The 22,760-nt window shown below is 54.2% G+C and carries 13 protein-coding genes; 2 read left to right on the top strand and 11 right to left on the bottom strand.

Annotation, left to right across the window (positions count from 1 at the left end):
- Positions 1-24: 24 nt before the first annotated feature.
- From nadC to QN359_RS08910, 4 genes are all read right to left on the bottom strand, one after another.
- Positions 25-891, bottom strand: a complete 867-nt coding sequence (gene nadC / locus QN359_RS08895; RefSeq protein ID WP_322248864.1) for a carboxylating nicotinate-nucleotide diphosphorylase — start codon at positions 889-891, stop codon at positions 25-27.
- A gap of 14 nt (positions 892-905) precedes the next feature.
- Positions 906-2,039, bottom strand: coding sequence for a quinolinate synthase NadA (gene nadA, locus QN359_RS08900; RefSeq protein ID WP_322248865.1), 1,134 nt, complete (start codon positions 2,037-2,039; stop codon positions 906-908).
- Between the two features lie 135 nt (positions 2,040-2,174).
- A complete protein-coding gene (locus QN359_RS08905) occupies positions 2,175-4,220 on the bottom strand; it encodes a M13 family metallopeptidase (protein ID WP_322248866.1) in 2,046 nt (681 codons plus the stop codon).
- Positions 4,221-4,275: 55 nt separating this feature from the next.
- The gene (locus QN359_RS08910) at positions 4,276-6,201 is read right to left on the bottom strand and encodes a CocE/NonD family hydrolase (protein ID WP_322248867.1); all 1,926 of its coding nucleotides are present in this window, start codon (positions 6,199-6,201) and stop codon (positions 4,276-4,278) included.
- A gap of 165 nt (positions 6,202-6,366) precedes the next feature.
- Between QN359_RS08910 and QN359_RS08915 the strand changes: the two genes are divergently transcribed.
- A complete protein-coding gene (locus QN359_RS08915; RefSeq protein WP_322248868.1) occupies positions 6,367-6,864 on the top strand; it encodes a hypothetical protein in 498 nt (165 codons plus the stop codon).
- Between the two features lie 83 nt (positions 6,865-6,947).
- Here the strand turns inward: QN359_RS08915 and QN359_RS08920 are convergent, their stop codons facing one another.
- From QN359_RS08920 to QN359_RS08945, 6 genes are all read right to left on the bottom strand, one after another.
- Positions 6,948-8,141, bottom strand: a complete 1,194-nt coding sequence (locus tag QN359_RS08920; RefSeq protein ID WP_322248869.1) for an amino acid aminotransferase — start codon at positions 8,139-8,141, stop codon at positions 6,948-6,950.
- Between the two features lie 167 nt (positions 8,142-8,308).
- Positions 8,309-11,578, bottom strand: coding sequence for an amidohydrolase family protein (locus tag QN359_RS08925; protein WP_322248870.1), 3,270 nt, complete (start codon positions 11,576-11,578; stop codon positions 8,309-8,311).
- 166 nt (positions 11,579-11,744) lie between these two features.
- Positions 11,745-13,982 carry a S1 family peptidase gene (locus QN359_RS08930; protein ID WP_322248871.1) on the bottom strand — a complete coding sequence of 746 codons (2,238 nt, stop codon included), beginning with the start codon at positions 13,980-13,982 and terminating at the stop codon, positions 11,745-11,747.
- A 321-nt stretch (positions 13,983-14,303) separates the two neighbouring features.
- Positions 14,304-17,357 carry an efflux RND transporter permease subunit gene (locus QN359_RS08935; RefSeq protein WP_322248872.1) on the bottom strand — a complete coding sequence of 1,018 codons (3,054 nt, stop codon included), beginning with the start codon at positions 17,355-17,357 and terminating at the stop codon, positions 14,304-14,306.
- A gap of 11 nt (positions 17,358-17,368) precedes the next feature.
- Positions 17,369-18,496 (bottom strand): efflux RND transporter periplasmic adaptor subunit, encoded by a 1,128-nt coding sequence (locus QN359_RS08940; RefSeq protein ID WP_322248873.1) that lies wholly within the window; start codon positions 18,494-18,496, stop codon positions 17,369-17,371.
- 66 nt (positions 18,497-18,562) lie between these two features.
- The gene (locus QN359_RS08945) at positions 18,563-20,101 is read right to left on the bottom strand and encodes an efflux transporter outer membrane subunit (RefSeq protein ID WP_322248874.1); all 1,539 of its coding nucleotides are present in this window, start codon (positions 20,099-20,101) and stop codon (positions 18,563-18,565) included.
- Between the two features lie 1,332 nt (positions 20,102-21,433).
- Between QN359_RS08945 and QN359_RS08950 the strand changes: the two genes are divergently transcribed.
- Positions 21,434-22,183 carry a hypothetical protein gene (locus tag QN359_RS08950; RefSeq protein WP_322248875.1) on the top strand — a complete coding sequence of 250 codons (750 nt, stop codon included), beginning with the start codon at positions 21,434-21,436 and terminating at the stop codon, positions 22,181-22,183.
- On the opposite strand, the gene QN359_RS08955 is transcribed toward QN359_RS08950, so the two are convergent.
- Positions 22,165-22,758, bottom strand: a complete 594-nt coding sequence (locus QN359_RS08955) for a HupE/UreJ family protein (RefSeq protein ID WP_322248876.1) — start codon at positions 22,756-22,758, stop codon at positions 22,165-22,167. The genes QN359_RS08950 and QN359_RS08955 overlap by 19 nt on opposite strands.
- Positions 22,759-22,760 lie beyond the last annotated feature (2 nt).

A 22,760-nucleotide genomic window follows, 5' to 3' on the forward strand; every position in this document is an offset into this window, starting at 1 on the left:
CGCTGCGTTTTAAGCAGTAAGCGATCAAATAATCCGCAAAGAATAATCAATCGCCCGCACGTCTTTCGTCAGGCTGCCGATGGAAATTCTATCGACTCCGGTTTCTGCAATCGCGCGCACCGAACTTTGATCTACCCCGCCGGACGCCTCGAGCACCGCACGGCCAGCCGTAAAGGCAACCGCCTCGCGCATCTGGGCCAGATCAAAATTATCCAGCAGTACCGAGGTCGCCCCAGCTTCCAGTGCCAGCGCCAGCTCAGCTAAATTTTCCACTTCAATTTGAATGCTGACCCCAGCCCGCAAGGCCAGTGCATGCGCCATCGCTGCGGCCACCCCACCGGCTGCGGCAATATGGTTTTCCTTGATCAAAATACCGTCATACAATGCCAGTCGCTGGTTTTGTCCGCCACCTGCCAACACCGCGTATTTTTGCGCCAAGCGCAAACCCGGCATAGTTTTACGCGTATCGAGTATGGCCGCCTTGGTACCGGCCACCAAGCCCACATAGTGGCTGGTGGCGCTCGCTACGGCCGACAACATCTGTAAAAAATTCAATGCCGCGCGTTCAGCCGTGAGCAAAGCGCGGGCTGGTGCCGTGATCTTGCACACCACGCTATCGGCCTGCATCAGAGCGCCCTCGGCATACTGCCAATCGATCTGCACCGATTCTGCGCAGGCCGCCATGACCGCATCAAACCATGGCGCACCGCACAGCACCGCCGCTTCGCGCACCACCACATGGGCCGTCACCTGTTCGTATGCCGGCACCAACAAACCGGTCAAATCACCAGCACCGATATCTTCACTCAAGGCATCGCGCACATTGCGCTCGAATGCCGCTTGCAAATCAGCCTCAAATGGCCCCAGACGATTGATTAAATTACTACTCATGCGCATTCCTTCCTTCACGCCGGACCAATGCCGGAAAATAATTGTCCATCTTGGGCCAAATCTCCCGATGGTCGAACCACGGTTTTTCTGGCCGCAGCAAAATCGAGCATACGATCAATACACTGCTTGGCTGGTAGCGCGATTTCGGCCGGCACGTGGATTTCATTGGCAGCATTTTCCAGCACCGCCACCAGATTCCGCAAACCGTTCATGGCCATCCACGGGCAGTGAGCGCAACTCTTACAGGTGGCGCTGTTACCGGCGGTAGGTGCCACCAAAAAGCGCTTGCCGGGGGCTGCCATCTGCATTTTATGTAAGATGCCATTATCGGTAGCAACGATGAATTCAGTCGCTGCTAAATTCTGTGCCGCTGCAATCAACTGTGAAGTCGAGCCGACCACATCGGCCAGCGCCACCACCGCTGCCGGTGATTCCGGGTGCACCAGTACCAAGGCATGCGGATGTTCCGCCTTGAGCAAGGCCAGTTCAGTAGCCTTGAATTCATCATGCACCAAACAAGATCCTTGCCACAGCAACATGTCGGCACCGGTTTGCTTTTGGATATAGCTGCCCAAATGCTTATCCGGCGCCCACAGTATCTTCTTGCCCTCGGCATGCAAGGCTGCGACGATATCGAGCCCTATGCTCGAAGTGACCATCCAATCGGCACGCGCCTTCACAGCGGCACTGGTATTGGCATAGACGACCACGGTGCGATCCGGATGGGCATCACAAAAGGCGGCGAATTCATCGGCCGGGCAGCCGAGATCGAGCGAACAGGTGGCATCGAGATCGGGCATCAGGATGGTTTTTTCCGGGCTCAGTATTTTCGCTGTTTCACCCATGAAGCGCACCCCCGCTACCACCAGCGTTTGCGCCCGGTGGTCGCGACCGAAGCGTGCCATTTCCAGTGAATCGGAAACACAGCCGCCGGTTTCCTCGGCCAAGTCCTGCAAATCCGCATCGACGTAATAATGCGCCACCAAGACCGCCTGTTTCTCAACCAGCAACTCACGCACTCTTTGCTTGAGCAGTAATTTTTCCGCCGCATCGGGCGTTTCGGGGATGCGCGCCCATGCATTGGCGGTGCAACTGCTGCCAGCTTCCATTTGTGGACGTTCAAATTCTATGACTTTAGTGGTTTCCATGATAAATCATCAGTGCGCTGCCGACCACCGAGCTCGGGTCGACAGAATCAAAATCGGCACCGCTACCTGACAGACTACAGGCAGCGGCGAACAGTCAATTACGCACACAGTATACCGTAGCGTGGCGCAGGCGTTTTACCAGATCTGCACCAGCTTGCTGCCATGCCGCAGCGGCGAGCGCTCGCCTTGACAACTGAACGCTGCGGAAAACTCCGGCAGATTCGCCAATGGGGCAATCACACGGTATTTATCTGGGGCATGCGGATCGGTTAATAATCTCAAACGCAGCATTTCAGCGCGAATCGAACTGCGGAAACTCTGGCCATTGGCCACGAAAAACCGTTGTTCCGGCGTTAAACCATCGATCAGTGCCGCCTGCGGCTGCACTTCTAAAGCCGTGCGCAAGGCTTGCAAGGCGATTTTCATCCCACCTAAATCGGCAATATTCTCACCGGCCGTCAGCTTGCCGTTCACGTGCAAGGTATCAATCGGATTGAATTCATCGAATTGCTGCTCTATCGCCTTCACCCGCAGCAGAAACTGCTGTTCGTCACGTTTGCTCCACCAACTTTTGAGATTACCCTCGGCATCAAACTGACGTCCTTCGTCATCGAAGGCATGGGTCAATTCATGTCCTATGGTGGCGCCGGTATTACCATAATTAGCGGCAGCATCGGCTTTGGGGTGATACAACGGCGGTTGCAGTATGCCGGCTGGGAAGACGATTTCATTCATGCTCGGGTTGTAATAGGCATTGACAGTCTGTGGCGTCATGCCCCATTCGTTGCGGTCGATCGGTTTGCCCAGCTTGGCTAAGCCACGTTGAAACTCAAACATCGCCGCCTGCGTGACATTGTCGACATACGAATCCGGCGTGATCTGCAGGCTGCTGTAATCGCGCCACACATCGGGATACCCGATCTTAACCATCACGGTATCGAGCTTCTTATAGGCTTGCTGTTTGGTCGGTTCCGACATCCATGCCAACTTGCCTATACTGGCACGCATCGCGGCCTTGATGTTATTCACCATCTCCAGCACGCCGGCTTTGGCATCGGGCGGGAAGAATTCCGCCACATACAATTGGCCGAGTGCTTCACCGGCTTGCGCATCGATATTGCCTAACACGCGTTTCCAGCGTGGTTGCAGTTGCTCGGTGCCGGCCAAGGTTTTGCCATAGAAATCAAAATGCGCATCGACAAAATCATGACTGAGGTCGACGGCACGGGCATTGAGCAATTCCCAGCGCAAATAAGTTTTCCATTCCGGCAGCGACAAACGCTCGACCAGACCGGCAGCGACACGCAAAAACTGCGGATGTGCCAGATTGATTTGCCCTGGCTGCGGCAAGCCTATGTCATTGAAATACACTTGCCAAGGCGTGTTTTTATGCAACTTCTGCAAACCTGCCATATCCGACAAATGGTAACTGGCTTGCGGATCGCGCAGTGCCACCTTGGAGAGTGAAGCTTTGGCCAACTGCGTTTCGAGCTTGACTACCTGGGCCGCCGCTTGCTGTGCCTCGGTCTCAGATTCACCGACGAGCATGAACATGTGCGTGATATAGGCCAGATACTGCGCACGTATCCGCTGCGTCTTGGCATCCGTATTGAGATAATAATCACGATCCGGCAAGCCAAGGCCACCTTGCGTGAGCTCAGGAATCGTCCGCGTGGCATTTTTCGCATCCTGTCCGACATCGAAACCAAACAGCGCGTACACGCCCTGCTTATGCAAACGCGCCAGCATCGCCATCAATTCACGCTGATTCGATAGCGCGGCTATTTCAGCAAACTGCGCCGCCAAAGGCGTGAAGCCGAGTTGTTCAATGCGCGCCTCATTCATGCCGCTGACATAAAATGCGCCGACCAGACGCTGGCTCGGGCTGCCGACAGAGCCATCACCGGCCGCTTCAGCGATGCGTTTCAATGCCGTCAAATTGCGTTCGGCCACTTCATCATAGGCACTGTAACGTGAACGATCGGCCGGAATCGGATTATTTTTAAGCCAGTTACCATTGGCATACTCAAAAAATTGTCGACACGGATCAGCAGTTAAATCCATGGTCTGTGCTTCGAGCACGAACTGATTCGACGGCATCGTTTGGGCTGCGGCGGGCACGCAGGCGCAGGCGACCAATACGGCCATTGCCGTGCGCTTAAAAAATTTTAATGAAACCATGGTTTGTCTCTTTGGCTATAACAATGAATCGGCATGACCGATAAGGGAACAACAATTACTTGATGTGTTCAGACAAGATCGGTAACACAATACCGGAAAACTGACCGGGCGCATGATAGACACGCTGCGTGGCGCGCTGAAAATCGGCCGGCTGCGCCTGTGGAATCGACATGAAGCTTTGCGGATTGAGGTCAACCAGCGGAAACCAAGAGCTTTGCACCTGCAGCATGATGCGATGGCCGCGCCGGAAAGTATGGTTAATATCGGGCATGCTGTAATTGAGCGCGGTAACTTGGTTCGGCACGAAGGGTTCGGCCTGCTCGAAGCTGTTTCTGAATTTTCCACGCAATGGTTCACCGCGTACCAATTGCTGATAACCGCCCATACTGAGCGCCGGTCGGGCCACGTCAGCGCCGGCCTCATGCGCCGGCTCGGCTTGCGGATAATCGGGTGGATAGACATCAATCAATTTCACTACCCAATCGGCATCGCTGCCGCTGGTACTGACGAAAAGTTGCGGACTGACTGGGCCAGCCACCGTCACATCCTCGTTCAACAGCGCAGTTTGATACGTCAACACATCCGGCCGCGTGGAGGCGAAGCGCTGATCTGATACCATGTATTCGCGCGGCACGCCGGTGGCCACGTAGGAAATGAATGGTACCGGTTTGTGCGGATCACTGACATATTCATCAAATGCCGGCGCCGCGTCGGTCGGCGTTTGCCAACTTAAGCTGCCGCCAGCACCGAGGTATAAGCGGCGCATTTGCACTTGCTGCGGCGGCCAACTGGCATAACGCCGCCAGACATTAGTACCGGTTTCAAACACTGTCGCCACCGCCGCCGTCTGATTGCTCACACCTTTCAGGTACTGTTCAAAAAACGGCAACAAGATATTTTTGCGATAGTATTCGCCGGTTTTCGATTGAAAGTCGACATGTCCCAGCGTTTTACCATCGGCACTGTGCCAGCCACCATGCGCCCAAGGGCCGATGACGATGCCATTGAAATAGCCTTGGTTGTTGGCAGCGATGCTGTGATAGGTGGCAAACGGGCCGTGTAAGTCTTCGGCATCATACCAACCACCTACCGTCAGAACGGCCGCTTTGATTTGCTTCAGATGCGGCGCGATATTGCGCGCCTTCCAAAAGTCATCGTAACTGCTGTGTTCTATGGTCGGCATCAGCAGCGTGCGTTGTTTCTCACTCAGTTGCGCGGTAATGCGCGCGAGGCTCAAGTGTTCAAGGAAGAATTGGTAGCCATCGTTACTGCCGTAATCATACGGAGTCCAGGTTTTCGGCAAGCTGGTCGGGTTTTTCTCGATGGTGAAACTGGAATAAAAATCAAAATTAGCCGCCAACATAAACGCGCCGCCATGATAGGAATCATCGCCCATAAACAGATCGGTGACCGGTGCCTGTGGCGAAGCCGCCTTGATGGCGGGATGCGAATTGATGATGCTGGCCGAGGTATAGAAACCCGGATAGGAAATCCCCCAGATACCGACTTTGCCATTATTGCCAGGCACGTGTTTGAGCAGCCATTCGACGCTGTCGTACATATCTTCACTCTCGACCCCCTCGCCAGGGGCGCGTGTTGCTTGAAGATGTGGCGTCATTTCTTGCCAACTGCCTTGCGATAAAAAGCGCCCGCGCACATCTTGATTAACGAAAATATAACCGCTGGCATCGAATTCTTTACCTGGCCCCAGTGTTTTCGGATAAAAATCCACGCCCTGATGCGTTTCATCACCCACCCGTACCCCGACACCATACGGCGTACGCGTGATCAAAAAAGGATAACTGAGCGAACTGTCTTTCGGCACATAGACAACGGTATGCAGGCGCACGCCGTCGCGCATAGGGATATCGTAGTCGTATTTGGTATACCGTTCGCTGGTACTGACTTCAGCCTGAGCACTGATACCGAGCAGCGTGCTGCAAGCCAGCACTGCCGCCACCAATGAACTAGTAATTTTCATGCAATTCTTTCATCCGCTAAAACAAATCGGGAACTCAATTCCCACTACCGACTCTAACAAGCAGCTTGCACCACTTGGTAACAGAGTGTATGGAACGGCCCGACTGCCTGCCTTTTTCCTTTTTTTGACGTAGACTGATTACTTTACCGCTGGGACATTGTCATCATGAAAATCCTCACCCTACTCTTTATTCTATCGTGGAATCTGCTCACGACCGCCACCGCACAGGCGCACTCATCGCACTGGCACGGCGGTTACCGCGGCGGTTACCGCGGTGGTGCCGGTCTGGGCGTCGGTCTGGGCGTCGGCTTAGGTCTGGGCCTACTTGCTAATCGCGGCCCCTACTATGGTGGCTACTACGGAGCTTATTCCGGCAGCTACTACCGCAGCTATCAGCCGTATTACGGCGCCACCTACGTCAGCAGCCCATATTACTACCGCGACACATCCTACTATCCGACGGTACAAAACAGTCAACCGACGGTGATTTACAATTCGACCAGCTATGTCTCGGCACCGCCGCCGGTCAGCTACCGCAGCGATGAAGTCCGTTACTACGATGCGCCTCAGTCTGGCGACGATTGGTTGTACTGTAATGATCCCGATGGTTTTTATCCGGCCATCAGTAACTGCCCAAGCGGCTGGCGCAGAATTCATAAGTAAACCACGCACTCTCTGCGAGTTCTTAATATATTAAACAGAAAAAGCGAGGCTGTACAGCGTCGCTTTTCTTTGCAGCTCAAAAATCAGTTCAGAACGGCAGCGATCGCCTGTGCAGCAGCTTCTACATTGCCGCTATTAAGGCCGGCCACGCAAATCCGGCCGGAACGCACCAAATACACAGCGAATTCTTCTTTGAGACGATCACACTGCTCAGCACTCAAACCGGTATAACTGAACATCCCGCGTTGCGTGAGGAAATAACTGAAATCACGCCCCGGCACTTTCGCCGACAAGACATCATGCAATTGACGGCGCATCGCTTGAATACGATCGCGCATGGCCACGACTTCGGCTTCCCACATCGCGCGCAAGGCCGGATCACTCAACACCCGCGCCACCAACTGGCCGCCATGCAGCGGCGGATTTGAATAATTGCGACGAATGGTAGATTTCAATTGTCCAAGCACATTCACGGCTTGGGCCGCATCGGGGCAAACTACGCTCAAGGCACCGCAACGCTCGCCATACAAGCTCATGCTTTTGGAAAAGGAATTGGCGACGAAAAAGCTCAAGCCGGCATCGGCTAACAAACGTATTGCATACGCATCTTCTTCAATCCCATCGCCATAACCTTGATAGGCCAAATCCAAGAAAGGCAACAATTCGCGCTCTCGCAACACCGGCAGCAATTGCTGCCATTGTTCTTTACTCAAATCGACACCGGTAGGATTATGGCAGCAAGCGTGCAACAGCACGATGCTGTGCTTGTCAGCTTGGCGCAGGGCTGCCAGCATGGCATCGAAACGCACACCGCCAGTGGCCGCATCGTAGTAAGGATAGGTTTTAACGGCCAAGCCACAACCTTCGAAGACGGCGCGATGATTATCCCAGCTTGGATCGCTCAGCAACAGCGTACTGTCAGGGAAATAACGTTTGATGAAATCGCCGCCGACTTTCAAGCCGCCGCTGGAGCCAACTGTTTGTATCGTCACGATGCGGCCGGCCAAAGCGGCCGGATGAGCGACACCGAACAACAACTGCTGGACGGCGCTGCGGAAATTGGCCGCACCTTCCATCGGCAAATAAGGACGCGCACCGGCTGCGGCCACGACTTGGTGTTCAGCTGCACGAACCGAAGGCAACATGGGAATTTTGCCGGCATCATCAAAATAAATACCGATCGACAAATTGATCTTGTTCGGCCGCGTATCTTTACCAAACGCTTCGTTCAAGGACAAAATAGGGTCGCCCGCATAGGCTTCGACATGCTCAAACATGAGTACACTCCGGATGGTTGCTTAAAAAAACAATGTGCTGGGGCGAAGTGTTTACAAAAAAAACCAGCGCCGGCAGCCTTTGCTCGCTATTGTGACACATCCGCTTGCGTCTTTAGGATACAGAGGCAGGATAAAATTGCCGCCTCTGTATCGTTTCGCTCACATAGCTAATCGCCGCCGTGTGACGATCCAGTCGCCTCGACCGGCATACCGATGCCGCTCTGGCCCTCAAAAAAGAAGGGCTTGCGCGGTTTACCGCCATGACCGCGCGGATTCATCGTCGCCGTGTCATACAGCCGCCCATTGAGCATCACCTGCGTGACCCGGTCCGACTGGCGTATATCGGCCAGCACATCGCCATCAATGACGATCAAGTCAGCCAACTTACCCACCTCGAGTGAGCCGATATCGTGATCAAGACCAAGATAGCGGGCACCGTTGAGGGTGGCGCTACGCCAAGCCTGCAGCGGTGTCATACCGCCGCGAACCAAGGTCCACAATTCCCAGTGTGCCGCCAAACCTTCGCGCTGACCGTGCGCACCAAGGTTCACCGCCACGCCGGCACGCTGCAAATCGGCCGCCACCGCAGCGGCACGGAACACATTGTAATCTTCCTCGGGGGCGATTTCACGCCGTACACTGCGCGGTTCCAGCACGGTACGCGGCACATATTTACTCAGTAGCGGATGCTGCCACACATCTGTATGGGCATACCAATAGTGTTCGCCATCGAGACCGCCGTAAGCCACACCGAGTGTCGGGGTATAGCCGACCTTGGTCTGCGACCATAACTGGCGCACATCGTCATACACTTTCTCGACCGGCAAAGCGTGCTCGACACCGGTATGACCATCAATCACCATGGTCATATTATGCTCAAACAAAGAACCGCCCTCCGGCACCACCATCATTTCGGTCTGACGTGCTGCTTCAAGAATTTGCTGACGTTGGTCGCGGCGTGGTTGGTTATAACTTTTGACCGAAATCGCACCGGCGGCCTGTAAACGTTTGAGGTGGGTCAGCGCATCGTCGAAATGATTGACGACCGCGCTGAAATTGGCCTTGGCACCGTACAAAATCGTCCCGGTCGAAAAAATACGCGGCGCCACCAATAAGCCGGCTTTTTGCATTTCGCTGTGACTGAAAATTTCATTGGTATCGTTGGACGGGTCGTGCAAGGTGGTAATACCAAAAGCCAGCGAGGCATAGTCGATCCAACTTTGCTGCGCGATGATGCCGCCCTCCCCCATGCTGCCATGCCAGTGCACGTCGACGATACCGGGCACAATGGTCTTGCCGTTGGCATCGATTTCCAGCGCACCGGCCGGTATTGCCACATCGGCCATGGTACCGACGGCGACAAGCCGATTATCGCGCACCACGATGCGACCATGTTCAATCACTTCATCACCACGCATGGTGACAATGCGCGCACCGGAAATGACCGTCACACCCGACGGCTTATCGGCCGCCACCGTGAAGCCGATAGGCAGGCCATGCTCGGGCGTTTTGGGTAAGGCCGCGGCGGCACCCGGAACAAAGGCGAACACGTCTTTCAAATCGCGGCTAAATAATTCATCGCCGAGCGCAAAATGGATACGGCGACTGTCCCCAGACCAGTGTAAATACTGCGCACCGTTGACATCGAGGCGCGTCACCGGCAAGGCATCACTTTTCTCACCGATACTCACCGCTTTGCCAGCCAGCGGCAACGGCGTGACATAGGCATGGTAACGTTCACCGAAAGCCAGCCAATTACCGTCCGGTGAGAGAGAGAATTCGCCGGCGAATTCGCTCTTGGCCACGGTTTCCTCGGCCTTTCCATCCAAGTTCACCCGCACCAGCGCAGTACTCCAATCGACTTCGCCACTGCTTTGCGTGCGCGTGACGTAGACCGCCGTTCCATCGCGACCGAACTGCGGCGCACTGCCTTCTTCGGTGAGTAAACGCGGGACGCTGCGGCCGTCGAGCGCAAGCAGATAGACCCCGGCATCCATGCCATACCAAGGCGTGGTCAGGTAGCCGCCCTTGGTTTTAACAAAGACAACTTGACGGCCATCGGCTGAAAAACGCGGCTCGGTATATTTACCCAGTTTGGTCGTGAGTACCGTTTCCTTGCCGCTGGCGATATCGAACATACGCACGGAACCGGTTTTTTCATCGTCCCAGGTGGTATAGACCACCCGTTTTCCATCGCGAGAAAAGCTGGGGAAAAATTCAAAGTGATCATTTTGCTGGGTCAAGCGGCGTGCTGTTCCTTGCGGCAGCGTGCGTAAGTACAGATGTCCAAGTGCCGAATACACCACCGCCTTACCATCCCCGGCGACATTCACCGAACGCAGCTGGTGCACGGAAAAATGCTCGGGCGCGACCTCATGCTCGAACCGCAGCGCCGCGCGCACTTCGCGCGTATCACTGACATGAAAAGGAATTTCTTGCGCTTTTTGCGCAAACGGATCGACCCGCCAGATTTTCCCCTTAGCCCAGATGACGATTTCTTTACTCCCAGGCATCCAAGCAAATGCCGGGTAGACACCGTGTATGGCCCATGATTCCTGCATGTCACGCTCGAGTTCCGGCCAAGCCGCCGTTTCAATGCCGGTATCGAGATCTTTCAAAAACAAGGTCGACTGGTTGCGCAAGCGCCGCACGAAGGCCAGGTAACGGCCATCGGGCGACGGTACAGGACGCACGGCACCACCGGCACCGCTGACGAGTGCGATCTGCTTGCCATCGCGCAGATCGCGCCGGAAAATTTGATAAATCTGCCGATTCGAATCTTTGTTGTATTCGAATGCCGTACCGCTGGTAGTGTCTTGTGAGTAATACAGGTAGCGACCATCCGGAGAAAAAGCCGGCTCGCCCAAATCTTTTTGCCAGTTCGGTTTTTCATTCAACTGTACGCCGCTGCCACCGCTTCGATGATACATCCAGATCTCACCGGAGCCGAGCGAACGGGTGCCAGAAAAATGCTTGCGCGCGGCAATGTACTGGCCATCCGGATGCCAGACAGGATTGTTGAGCAAGCGAAAATCTTCCTTGCTCACTGCATGCGCGGCGCTGCCGTCGGCCTGCATGACCCAGATATTATCGCCGCCACCGGCATCGGACATGTACGCGATTTGTTTGCCATCGGGTGAAAAGCGCGCCTGCATTTCCCAAGCGATGCTGTGCGTCAGCGGCCGCGCTTGACCGCCGGCGATCGGCAACAAATACAAGTCACCGAGCAAATCAAACACCAACTGCTGACCATCGGGGCTGACATCCACACTCATCCACGTACCGCTGCGGGTATCGAGCGTCACGGTGTTTGCCACACCGGGAGGATGATTGACATCCCATTTACTCTCAGCCTTCGGTGCCGCAGGCGCATCGGCGGCGACCGGCCCGGACAACATGAGGACGACCAAGCCGCTCAATAAGCTTACCCAATACATCTGCGCTCCCTTCATTTCTATTAATATATTAATCAACTAATATATTAACATGTACCTCCCTCAAACCTTAAAGTCCATGCAATGCCAAGCACCTTGGCCTCCCCTTCCCAATCAGGCGGCCCATGCCCAGCAAGGTAAAGGTAAAATTAACCGTTCCAGGCCCGCTTCAAAATGCAGAAAATCCGCCATCCAAGCCGCCGCCGCCGGAAATAATGCCACCGGCACCGAGCAGATTAAAACCGCCGTTCTGTATGACGCCGTCCATGCCGGAAATCGTCAGGCGAAAATAAATCCCTGCAGCGACGGTCTGAAAATGCAGCCCGCGTGGATACTCGGCAATCAAGGAACTGAGCGGGCGGGCGAAATACACCGCGTCATCAACTGCCGCGCCCCAGCCAAGCACCAAGCCATAGTCACCGGAAAAGCGCGCGACCCCGCTGCTGCCGTCGTAAAAATTGCAACTGGCTGTGCCGCCCAGCACGCCACCAAAATAGCAACTGGCGGAATAGGGTCCATACCAAGAACGTCGGGCGCTGCGCGGCGCATTACAAGCAAGGCCCGCACCGGTTTGCTCAATCCCATTCCAGCCACGGCGATCGCGCAGACAAAATCCTATCGGTATCATGTCGGCGCCGGCACCGAGATATTCTTGATGGTGGAAGTTGACCGGCCCGGCGGTGTACACGCTCTCCATATTTTGCGCTTGTTGGGAAAAATTCGGATTATCAAAACCACCCGCGGCTTCCTGATAGTGCCCATTCTGGTAAACCCAACGCGTGACGCGCACAATTTCGCGATTTTTTATGCTATTGACCACTAAGTAAGGATTTTTGATTACCGAAAAAAGTCCTGCGGCGGTAAAATTGGCGTTGATTGCCGCATGATCAGGAAATCTGGTCAGCGCTTTCTTCACATTAAAAGCCAATGCTGGCGCGATCTCATAAATATTCACCGGCTGCCGGTCGGTAAACGATGAGTGATTCAGCGCCGCCAGCAAATCGGCGCGGCTGTCGGATAAGCTGATCAAGGCGCTGCTTGCGTCGGCGATCGATTTGCCTGACAAATGATGATGGAGGTTCAAATCACCCGGATTGACCGTCGCTACGTCCATACCGAAACTGGCACGTTGGGCGAGAAATACCTCAGTCATACCCGAACCGAAGCGAATGCTAGCCGGCTCGGTACGACTGTCGGCCAAATACAAAATGCGGCAAGGCACGCCGGCTCGGGCCGACTGACCCGGACAAGCACCGAGATCTCTATTGACAATAATCGGGCGACTGAGCGCATTGTAGTAGCTGCCACCATAGTACAACTTCACTACCAGATGCAGCTGATTACCATTTTCCAGCGCCTGCAATACCGTCGTCGCGGCCGTCGAATCAAATCGGATTTGTATTTTTCCAGCGTTCTCGGTAAACGGCAAGTCGCCATGCAGTACCGTCGTCTGCCCAGCGCTTTCCTTGAGCAACAAGACCGAGGCTTGATGATAGCCACGCAAGCCGCTGCGGCCCAGATCCAGCTGATAGACACTGTTGCGATCGGCAATATCAGGACCATCAATGTGCTCCGGCTCCAAGCCGGTGATGCTGCGTATCCAATCGCGTACCGAGGCAACCTCGCCGAACAGCATGTTCAGCGGCAGATTAGGCGCTACGCTCGCCGTATACACGCCGACCTGACGATAACCACCAGCAAAACTGCCGACCACCGCCGGCGCACCACTATCACTATCTTGCCCACCCGCATTGACCGGCTTACCCGCATCCATGCCGTAACCGCTCGTGCGAAACGCCCGCGCCACCGAATCTTGGCTAAGTTTGACAAACGCCGACAATGACGAGGTCATTTGTTCGAGCCGACCATTCTCGCCGATTTCACCGCCCGGTTGCCCGGCAAGACCAGGCTCCCCGGCCCCTTTGGCCCAGCCCATCATATCGATCGCCTGTTTCATTTTCAACTCAGAGACATCGCGCGAAACCGCAATCGGTGCAGTACGCGCCGAAAAACTCAGCGGCTGCGCCAATTCATACAACACAAAATCGGAATACTGCGCTTGATACACCGGATACACATGCACAGCCTTGACCTTGATGCCGCCGGTGCCGTCGAGTTGACGCACGCTTGAACCTGAATAGACGGTAATGCTGCCGGACGGAGATAAGCGATCGCAATGGCCGGCCGAAAGTATCCAGCGCTCAGCAATGATAGAACCGGTGCAGGTGCTTTCTCCAAGTTGCCCGTTACCGAAGTTGGCAATTTTTGTCGTCGACACCAAAAATGGCACGGATTCAATTTGCACCGGACGTCCGTTCAGTACCCGGGCAACGGGCGACGCTGCCGTCGCCGTCCCCCCCAAAAATACCTGCACGATTAAGCTAGCATACAGAACGATGTTTTTCATATGAGTGCCTAGGAGTCTGTCGATCACACCCCGATTGAGCTTAGCTAAAAAGCAGAATAGCCTGCCAGATTAGCGCAGCTCGAGGAATAATCGCTTGGACAAGCGAGTTCACCCCCCGACCGAAACTTTATGAATTGTGCTACTTAGTCCTTATTATTGAATTCAAAAAACGACTATTTTTAGATATTGACAACAAATAAATAAGCGCAACAAACAGCTTGGCATAGCGATGCGACATTTACATCAAAGCAACTAGTTTGTTGCACCGAAAAAAAAACCACCTGCAGCGGCTGCAGGTGGTTTTTTCTGAATTACAACTACTCAAACGATCACGTCTGCCGTTTCCGTTGTCGCTTCGACTTCGTGTTTACCAGAAATGAAGACATACATCGCCGGTACCACGAACAGGGTGAACAAGGTGCCGATAGAGAGACCGGTAAAAATTACCAGGCCCATCGCATGCCGCCCGGCAGCGCCGGCACCGGAGGCGATCACCAAGGGCAAGACACCGAATACCATCGCGGCAGTCGTCATCAGAATCGGTCGCAGACGCTCACCGGCTGCTTCTTCAATCGCCGCGCGTTTGCTCAAACCTTTTTTGCGCAACTGATTGGCGAATTCGACGATCAGTATCCCATGCTTACTGATGAGCCCCATCAGGGTCACCAAACCTACCTGAGTATAAATATTGACCGAAGAATAGCCCCAGAAAATAAAGATCATGGCCCCGAACAAAGCCAGCGGTACCGACACCAAAATGATGACCGGATCGCGGAAACTTTCAAATTGCGCCGCCAAGGCCAAGAACACGATAATGACCGCAAAAATCATGGTCACCACGAAACCGCCCGATTCATTTCTGAATTGACGCGACTGACCGGAGTAATCGACCGTATACCCACTCGGTGCAATTTCCTTGACCAGCCCACTCAAGTAGCTGAGCGCTTCATCCTGCGACACCCCGGCGACGCCAGAAATAGTCGCAGAATTAAGCTGCTGAAAACGATTGATCGCTTCCGGCACCACGCTATGGGTGATATGTGCCACCGTGCTGGCTGGAATCATCGCACCGCTTGGTGTGCGCAGGTAAAAATCGAGCAAATTATCGGGATTGAGCCGGTCAGTTTGCTGTACTTGCGGTATCACTTTATACGAGCGACCGGCGATCGAGAAGTAATTGACATAACCACCACCGAGCGCGGCACCGAGCGCCTGCCCGACATCTTGCTGCGTCATGCCGAGCGCGGTGATTTTATCGCGATCAACTTCCAGCGTCGCTTGCGGCTTATCGAGCTTGAGATCAACGTCCATAAAATAAAACTTGCCCGATGCGCGTGCCTTATCCATTACCTGCTGAGCAATGGCATTGAGATTCTCAAACGGCTCAGTCGTGGTGATCAAGAATTGCACCGGCAAACCGGATGAGCCCGGCAAGGCGGGGAACTGGAACGCCGCCACGCGCGCACCGGCGATCTGATTCCATTTCGCTTGCAGATCCTTTTGGATTTCTTTAGCGCTGCGATTGCGATCAGCCCAGTCTTTCAGCAACACACCACCGATACCGGCATTGGTAGTAGGTACACCGGTAATCTGAAACATCTGCTTGTATTCAGGCATGGAATGCGCGACCTGATACACTTGATCGGCATAGGTTTGCATCTGATCCGAGGTCGCCGTCGGCGCACCGACCACTTGCGACAGCACGATGCCCTGATCTTCTTCCGGTGCCAGTTCTGATTGCGACATCTTGAACATCAAACCCAAGCATAAAATCAGCAATACGCTCATGACAATCAAGACTTGCCAAGTATTGAGCAAGCTGTGCAGCAGACGTAAATAGCCAGCGCGTACCCGCTCAAACTGATGATCGATGAATTTCACGAAGCGACCTTCGCTTTGTTCGGCCTTGAAAAAGCGCGAACACATCATCGGCGAGAGCGTCAATGCAACCACACCCGACACCGCTACCGCACCGGCCAAGGTGAAAGCAAATTCAGTAAACAAGGCCCCGGTCAAGCCGCCTTGAAAACCGATCGGCACATACACGGCAATCAACACCACGGTCATGGCCAGAATCGGCCCGCCCAGTTCGCGTGCGGCCAACAAGGAAGATTCCAGAGTCGACTTACCTTCTTTCATGTGGCGATCGACGTTTTCCACCACAATAATGGCATCATCGACCACCAAGCCGATCGCCAGCACGAGCGCGAGCAAAGTCAGTAAATTGATCGAATAGCCGAACATCAGCATGACGAAGAAAGTACCGATCAAGGACAAAGGCATGGCAATCACCGGCACCATCACGGCGCGGAAACTGCCCAGGAACAGATAAATCACCACCGTCACAATGAGCAAGGCTTCGAGCAAAGTCTTGACCACTTCATCGATCGAAGTATTGATGAACTCAGTGGAATCGTAGACGATCTGACCGGTCAACCCAGCCGGCAATTGTGACTGCACACCGGGGAAAGCCGTGCGCACGCGCTTGGCGACATCCAGGATATTCGCCTCCGGCGCGACCTTGATACCGATGAACACCGAACGCACGCCACTGAAAGCGACGTTGAAATCGTAGTTTTCCGATCCCAGCGTGACGGTAGCCACGTCTTCAAGACGCACGATGGCGCCATTGCCCTGCTTGACCGCTAACTGCTTGAACTCTTCCACCGAATGTAAATCGGTGCCAGCCGTCAGCGGCACGGTAACCATTTGGCCTTTCGAGGCACCGAGCGCGGCGAGATAATTATTCGCCGCCAGTGCGGTGCTGACATCGGCCGCCGTGACGCCGAAGGCCGCCATCTTGCTGGCATCAAGCCAAGCGCGCAAAGCAAACTGACGGGCACCGAGCAATTCAGCCGTTTGCACGCCATTAATCGAATCCAGCTTAGGCTTGACTACGCGGATCAGAAAATCCGTGACATTATTGGTCGGCAGCGTATCACTGTAAAAACCCATATACATGGCATCGGTAGTCTGCCCGGTCTGCACCGTCAACACCGGTTGCTGCGCTTGCGCCGGCAATTGGTTTTTAACGGAATTGACCTGCGTGCTGATTTCGGTCAGGGCGCGGTTGGCATCATAATTCAGACGCAAGGTGGCGGTAATGGTCGACACCCCACTGCTGCTCGATGACGACAAGTAATCGATACCCTGCGCCTGGGCGATGGCTGATTCCAGCGGTTGAGTAATGAAACCGGCCACGGTTTGCGCATCGGCGCCAAAGTACGTGGTTGAAATCGTCACCACCGCATTTTGCGTGCGCGGGTATTGATTGATAGGCAGACTGAACAAGGAGCGCAAACCGAGCACAACGATGAGCAGACTGACCACGATCGCCAGCACCGGACGCCGGATAAAAATATCGGTAAATTTCATCGTAGCCCCTCTTAGTGTTCTTGCGGAGTAGGATTCGGGCTGTTTTTCGGCTGAACGGAATTATCCACGATGACAGGCGTGCCGTTTTTCAATTTCAACTGCCCGCTGGTGACCACCATTTGCCCGACTTCGATGCCTTTCAAGACCGCCACCTGATCGCCGCGTGTGGCACCGGTCGTCACGAAGACTTGCTGCGCAACTTTCACGAGCTGACCTTGCTCGTCTTTCTTGTCACCGTCTTTGACCACGAACACGGTCGAACCGTAAGGATTATAGGTAATCGCGGTTTGCGGCAAAGTGATGTATTTATTCTTATCGCCGACATCAATGGCGACATTGGCGAACATACCTGGCAACAGCAACTGTTTTTGATTGCTCAAACTGGCTTGTATTTGCACGTTACGCGTGGCGGTATCGATTTTCGGATTGATCGCGCTGATCTGTCCGACAAATTCCTGCCCCGGAAAAGCATCGCTGCGCAGTTTCAAATTTTGGCCGAGCTTGACCGAAGAAATTTGTTTTTGCGGCAGAAAGAAATCAACAAAAATCGGATCGACGGTTTGCAAGCTGACCAGCTTGTCACCGGTATTGACATACTGACCGGGATTAACCGTGCTGATGCCAAGACGACCGTCGAACGGAGCACGTATGGTTTTTTTCTCGACCAGTGCGGCCTGCTGCGCTACTAAGGCACGCTTGCTTTTCAGATCGGCCATATCGGCGTCGACCTGGGCCTGACTCACGCCTTCCACCGCCAACTGTGCCTGATCACGCTTCAATACCGTGGCCGACAATTCAGCACTGGCTTCGAGCGCATGCAATTGCGCGATATCGGCATCGGCATTGAGTTCTATCAGCACCGCGCCACGCTTGACGTTTTGTCCCGATTTGAAATGCACTTGACGTACCAGACCGGTAATTTCCGAACCGATGTCGACACCGCGGAAAGCACTCACCGTGCCAACCGAACTCAATTGCGGTTGCCATTCCAGCGCTTCAGCCTTGGCCGCACTGATGGTTTGTGCGCCGGCTTTCGGTGCACTCGCAATCAATTGCTTGATTTGTAAATATTTGCCGAATGCCAGTCCGGCGATCAACAGGACTATGCAACCTAACATGATGAGCATACGCTTGGTCATGAATACTTCCCCTTACGATTCAAATACGATTCAAATTAAAATGGCATACCGAAAATCTGCTGCCGCTCACTGCGACGCTGCCGTACGCGAAATGTCAGCGAGCTCGCTGCGATTCCACCAACCGCCGCCGAGCGCCTGAAACAGCGCGGCCGTATCGGCATAGCGACTGGCTTGCGCCTGCACCAAGGCGATACGCGCACTTTGATAACTGCGCTTGGCATCGAGCAGCGCGAGCGAGCTGACACTGCCCAATTGATACTGCTTAGTGGTCAAATCTAAGGTTTCTTTGGCCAAGGCTTCGACTTCGGCCTGCTGCTTGAGTGTTTGCGCATCGTAGTCGAGCGCGCGCAGACTGTCGGCGACATTTTGAAATGCCATCAACACCGTATTTCGGTACTGGGCTGCGACCTGATCGTAAGCGGCTTCGGCGGCGCGGCGTTTAGCCGACAAGGCTCCACCATTAAACAGAGGCGCGGTCAAACCGGCCCCGATGCTCCACAAATTACCGTTACTCGAAAACAGTTTGCCACTGTCGGTACCGCTGTAACCGTAATTGGCCGTCAAATTCAGTTGCGGGTACTGCGCCGCCGTTGCCACACCTACCTGAGCGCTGGCCTGCTGCAGCAAACTTTCTGAGGCCCGGATGTCTGGGCGTTGGCGCAGCAAAGTCGAGGGCACAGTCAAAGGCAAGGTCGCCGGCAATTGTAACGACTCGAGTTCAAAATGCGGCAAGTCTGCTTCACCCGGCAATTTACCGGCGTAGACAGCCAGTTGATTCCGCGTTTGCTCCAAACTTTTCTGTAAAGCCGGTACACCGGCGCGGGTTTGCGCCAGCAAATTACGTTGCGCCAGCAAACTGGCTTTGGCAATCGCACCGATCTTGAACTGCTTTTCCAAGACCTCCAGCTGACTGTTTTGGGAGGCAATGATTTGCTCGGTCGCTTGCAATTGGGCCCGCAATGACGCTTCGCGAATCGCACTGGTCACCAGATTAGCGGTCAAACTCAGATACGCCGCTTCAACCTGGAAGCGCTGATAATCAACGCCGGCGCGCAAGGCTTCGAGACCGCGCTGATTGCCACCGAACAAATCGACCGCATACGATACGCTCACCGAAGCATTGTAGAGATCATAGGCCGGCACATGCACACCACTGGTTGCCACCGCCGCCTGCTGCTGGCGATTGGCACCGAGGCTGCCCGACACGGCCGGATAAAGTACCGAGCCGGCCTGTGCCGTATAATTTTCTTGCGCTTGGCGCAAAGCGGCTTGGGCGGCTGCCAGATTCGGGCTTTTTTCCAAGGCAGTACGAATCAAGCTATCGAGCGCCGGTGAGTGGAACACCTGCCACCATGCCGAAGGGATATCCTGACCGCTGACCAAGGTTTGCGCCACACCGGCCGCACCGGGCGCGGCCACAGTGCCAGCTAGCGGCGCACCATAGGCGGCCTGATCAGCATTGAGCGGGGCTAGCGGCGTTTTAAAATTAGGGCCGACCACACAGGCGCTGAGCAAAACGCCGAGCACGCTGAGCGAACACACGGTGCGCGCGCCACGGCTTAAAGATTGTTGGGAAAATTGTTGACCCAAGCTGTTGTTTTTCACTCCACCCTCCGGGAATACGCGTACTGATCGTCAAAAAAATACAATAAAAACAAGATCGAAATTATTACTGACCTAAAAGTCATCAATATCCTACCCGATTTTGCCAGACGCTGACAAGCAAATCAGGTAAATACTTCCGTGACGGAAAGTTTTTACCTTTCAATGCGAGCAGCGGCGCACTCCAGAGCAAAATCTCTATGCAATACGATTGATTCAGATCAACCCCATTATAAATAGTGTGCCTTAGTTTTGCGTAGTCAGGCAAGCACAATGACATATGTTTTTGTCAAAGTTCAGTCGGTGAAGAAAGCGATATGATGAAATACCACAGAATGCATTGGCAAAACTTGCTGGAGAAAAACTTCAGAAAATTCCTACAGAAAAATTAGGGAACTGCAATAACATGGCGAACGTTTTTTCCATACCGAAAATACCGCATGCCGCGGGATTCCTGCCAAAAGCTCGCAGGAATCGAGTGGCACGTCGCTGCCGTCAGGGTAGGAGCGTCGATCAAGGGCACTTTTTTTTCTGTGAAATGAACACGTTCTGCTGCGCCTGAGCAGCACAGATATAAAAGGCGCATACGCGGCAATGACGAATTGGGCGAATGGGTGGATGCGCAATCGACCTAACTTGTGGGTAATGATCAGCGCGCTTTTGGCGAGAACCTGGCGGCGTTCGTGCTTAACTAAAAATGCCAGAAATTATCGTGTTTTCAGTGCAAAAACGATACTGGGTTCCAGCCAAAAGCGTGCGGGACTGACGAGGTATGCGGTGTTTCAGGTGTAAAAAAGCGTCCATCAGGCTGTTGCGACAGCCTCTGAACGCCGAGGTTTTACGCGCACATCTGATAAGCGAGACACGCGACATCGATCAAAGCTTAGTACGAAAAATTGTATGATTTTTTTTAGAGCAAATCATATTTCTTTTCGGGAAATTCAATACTTATCCCAATGAAAATCTACGAATCCTTACCTACACTGAGGATGCTTAATAAGCAAAAACGCATCAGGCATAGTAAGTCGATCTTGCGCTGCGGTCGGAGCACAGGAAAGTATTTCCGTAGATTGGAGCTTCAAAAAATTTACGCTATGGACAGCATCGACGCATTATCGAGCAGGAGTTCTTTTACACACGATCAATTCCGTCGCAACAAACCCAGCCCAAAATGCTTGGGAACATACATGGCGATCCTATGCCGGACATATAGGTTCAGAATTTTTCTATGGGACGGTCATTGGGTCTCATTGGAAAAGCGACTCTGGGCTTTTTTCCATGATAGGAGAGAGCACGGCAACTGACTGCAACTTAAGCCAATGGGGAGCCTCATCAATGTCGACAATATTGATAAAACTTCGCGACCGCCGTTGCCATGCGAGAAGCAGCCCGGCATGTCAGATTGCATTGATAGCGGTGCTGTTAAACGGCCCGGCCAGCGCCACCGAGCTCAGCATAAGCAGCACCTCGCCGATACCTCAACTTGAAATCGGCAAACGGAAAAATATTCCCTTAGCTGACTTACCGCCGACGGTACGCGCCTTAGCAAACGATGAACGCCAGAGCATGGTCAATGGCATGCTGATCAGCGATGAAGAATATCTGCAGCGTTCCAATTATCACGCCCGCCTGCAAGACGAAAGAAATCTCCAAGGCCGCATCAAGCTACGCCTCGCCACCCTTGATGGCAGCGAGCTCAGTCGCTTTCGCTACCACGGTTTACTGCCCGACGGGCCGACCAGAGACGGCCCATGGACCAGCGTGATTCGTGTCTTCAGCCGCGCCGACGGCTTACTCATCATGCTTGACGAATGGGATTACGTGGCGTCGGGCGGCGGTGTAGTGACGGTGAAGGAAATGATGAATGCCAAAGTCGGCCCTTGGCCGGCGCGTTTCATCGTCAAAAAAACAGCCGACGGTCGGGCGATCTCGGAACTGACTTGGGCTAGCGATGAAAAATATCTGACGCTGTCAGTCTGGGAAGACTTGAGCAAGCCAAATCGCCGCAACGGCGACGATCTGGCTTGGTTAATCGGCATCGCCGACCAGCTCGACAGCGTCCAGTCTCAGGCCAGCACTAAATAAGCACCGGTCGCCGCGATGGCCGCGCCAGCTACTCGGCTGAGCAAGGTCCAGCGGCGTGCCGCCAGTGCCGCTGCTAAGCCCGATACATGCAGGGTCGCCGTCGAGAGCAAAAAGCCAGCACCAAAGGCGGCGGCACTGGCACTGGCCGGCATTTCCGCGCCATGCGCATAGCCATGCGCGAGCGCGAACAGGCTGATCAGTGCGACGCTGCCGGCCACCGGCATGCGTATCGCAAACGCGATCAGCAAACCAAGCACGATCAGCGAAGCCACAATACCGGCTTCGATGCCGGGTAAAACGATACCATTCATGGCCAACAGTGCGCCGGCCGCCATCATCACGGGAAAAGCCAGCGGCAACAAGTACAAGGCTGGACGTCGATGATGGGCAGCCCAGATACCGACGGCTAACATCGCCAACAAATGATCGAGCCCTTGCCACGGATGCAGCACACCAGCCCAAAAACCGCTGACACTATGTTCAATACTGACGTGCGCCGCCGCCGGCCCAGCCGCCAGTACCAGAATCAACAGCGCTGTCGTGCGCGCGACCGAGATATAGTTTACTTGTTGCATGG

Origin of the sequence: Undibacterium sp. 5I2 (assembly GCF_035019605.1) — a bacterium.
Taxonomy (GTDB): domain Bacteria; phylum Pseudomonadota; class Gammaproteobacteria; order Burkholderiales; family Burkholderiaceae_D; genus Undibacterium.

Excerpts from the sequence above, each read along its gene's own strand:
- QN359_RS08950 (WP_322248875.1), top strand. The coding sequence starts at position 21,434 with ATGTCGACAATATTGATAAAACTTCGCGACCGCCGTTGCCATGCGAGA.
- QN359_RS08935 (WP_322248872.1), bottom strand. The coding sequence starts at position 17,357 with ATGAAATTTACCGATATTTTTATCCGGCGTCCGGTGCTGGCGATCGTG.
- nadA (WP_322248865.1), bottom strand. The coding sequence starts at position 2,039 with ATGGAAACCACTAAAGTCATAGAATTTGAACGTCCACAAATGGAAGCT.
- QN359_RS08955 (WP_322248876.1), bottom strand. The coding sequence starts at position 22,758 with ATGCAACAAGTAAACTATATCTCGGTCGCGCGCACGACAGCGCTGTTG.
- QN359_RS08910 (WP_322248867.1), bottom strand. The coding sequence starts at position 6,201 with ATGAAAATTACTAGTTCATTGGTGGCGGCAGTGCTGGCTTGCAGCACG.
- QN359_RS08915 (WP_322248868.1), top strand. The coding sequence starts at position 6,367 with ATGAAAATCCTCACCCTACTCTTTATTCTATCGTGGAATCTGCTCACG.
- QN359_RS08905 (WP_322248866.1), bottom strand. The coding sequence starts at position 4,220 with ATGGTTTCATTAAAATTTTTTAAGCGCACGGCAATGGCCGTATTGGTC.
- QN359_RS08940 (WP_322248873.1), bottom strand. The coding sequence starts at position 18,496 with ATGACCAAGCGTATGCTCATCATGTTAGGTTGCATAGTCCTGTTGATC.
- QN359_RS08925 (WP_322248870.1), bottom strand. The coding sequence starts at position 11,578 with ATGTATTGGGTAAGCTTATTGAGCGGCTTGGTCGTCCTCATGTTGTCC.
- nadC (WP_322248864.1), bottom strand. The coding sequence starts at position 891 with ATGAGTAGTAATTTAATCAATCGTCTGGGGCCATTTGAGGCTGATTTG.
- QN359_RS08920 (WP_322248869.1), bottom strand. The coding sequence starts at position 8,141 with ATGTTTGAGCATGTCGAAGCCTATGCGGGCGACCCTATTTTGTCCTTG.
- QN359_RS08930 (WP_322248871.1), bottom strand. The coding sequence starts at position 13,982 with ATGAAAAACATCGTTCTGTATGCTAGCTTAATCGTGCAGGTATTTTTG.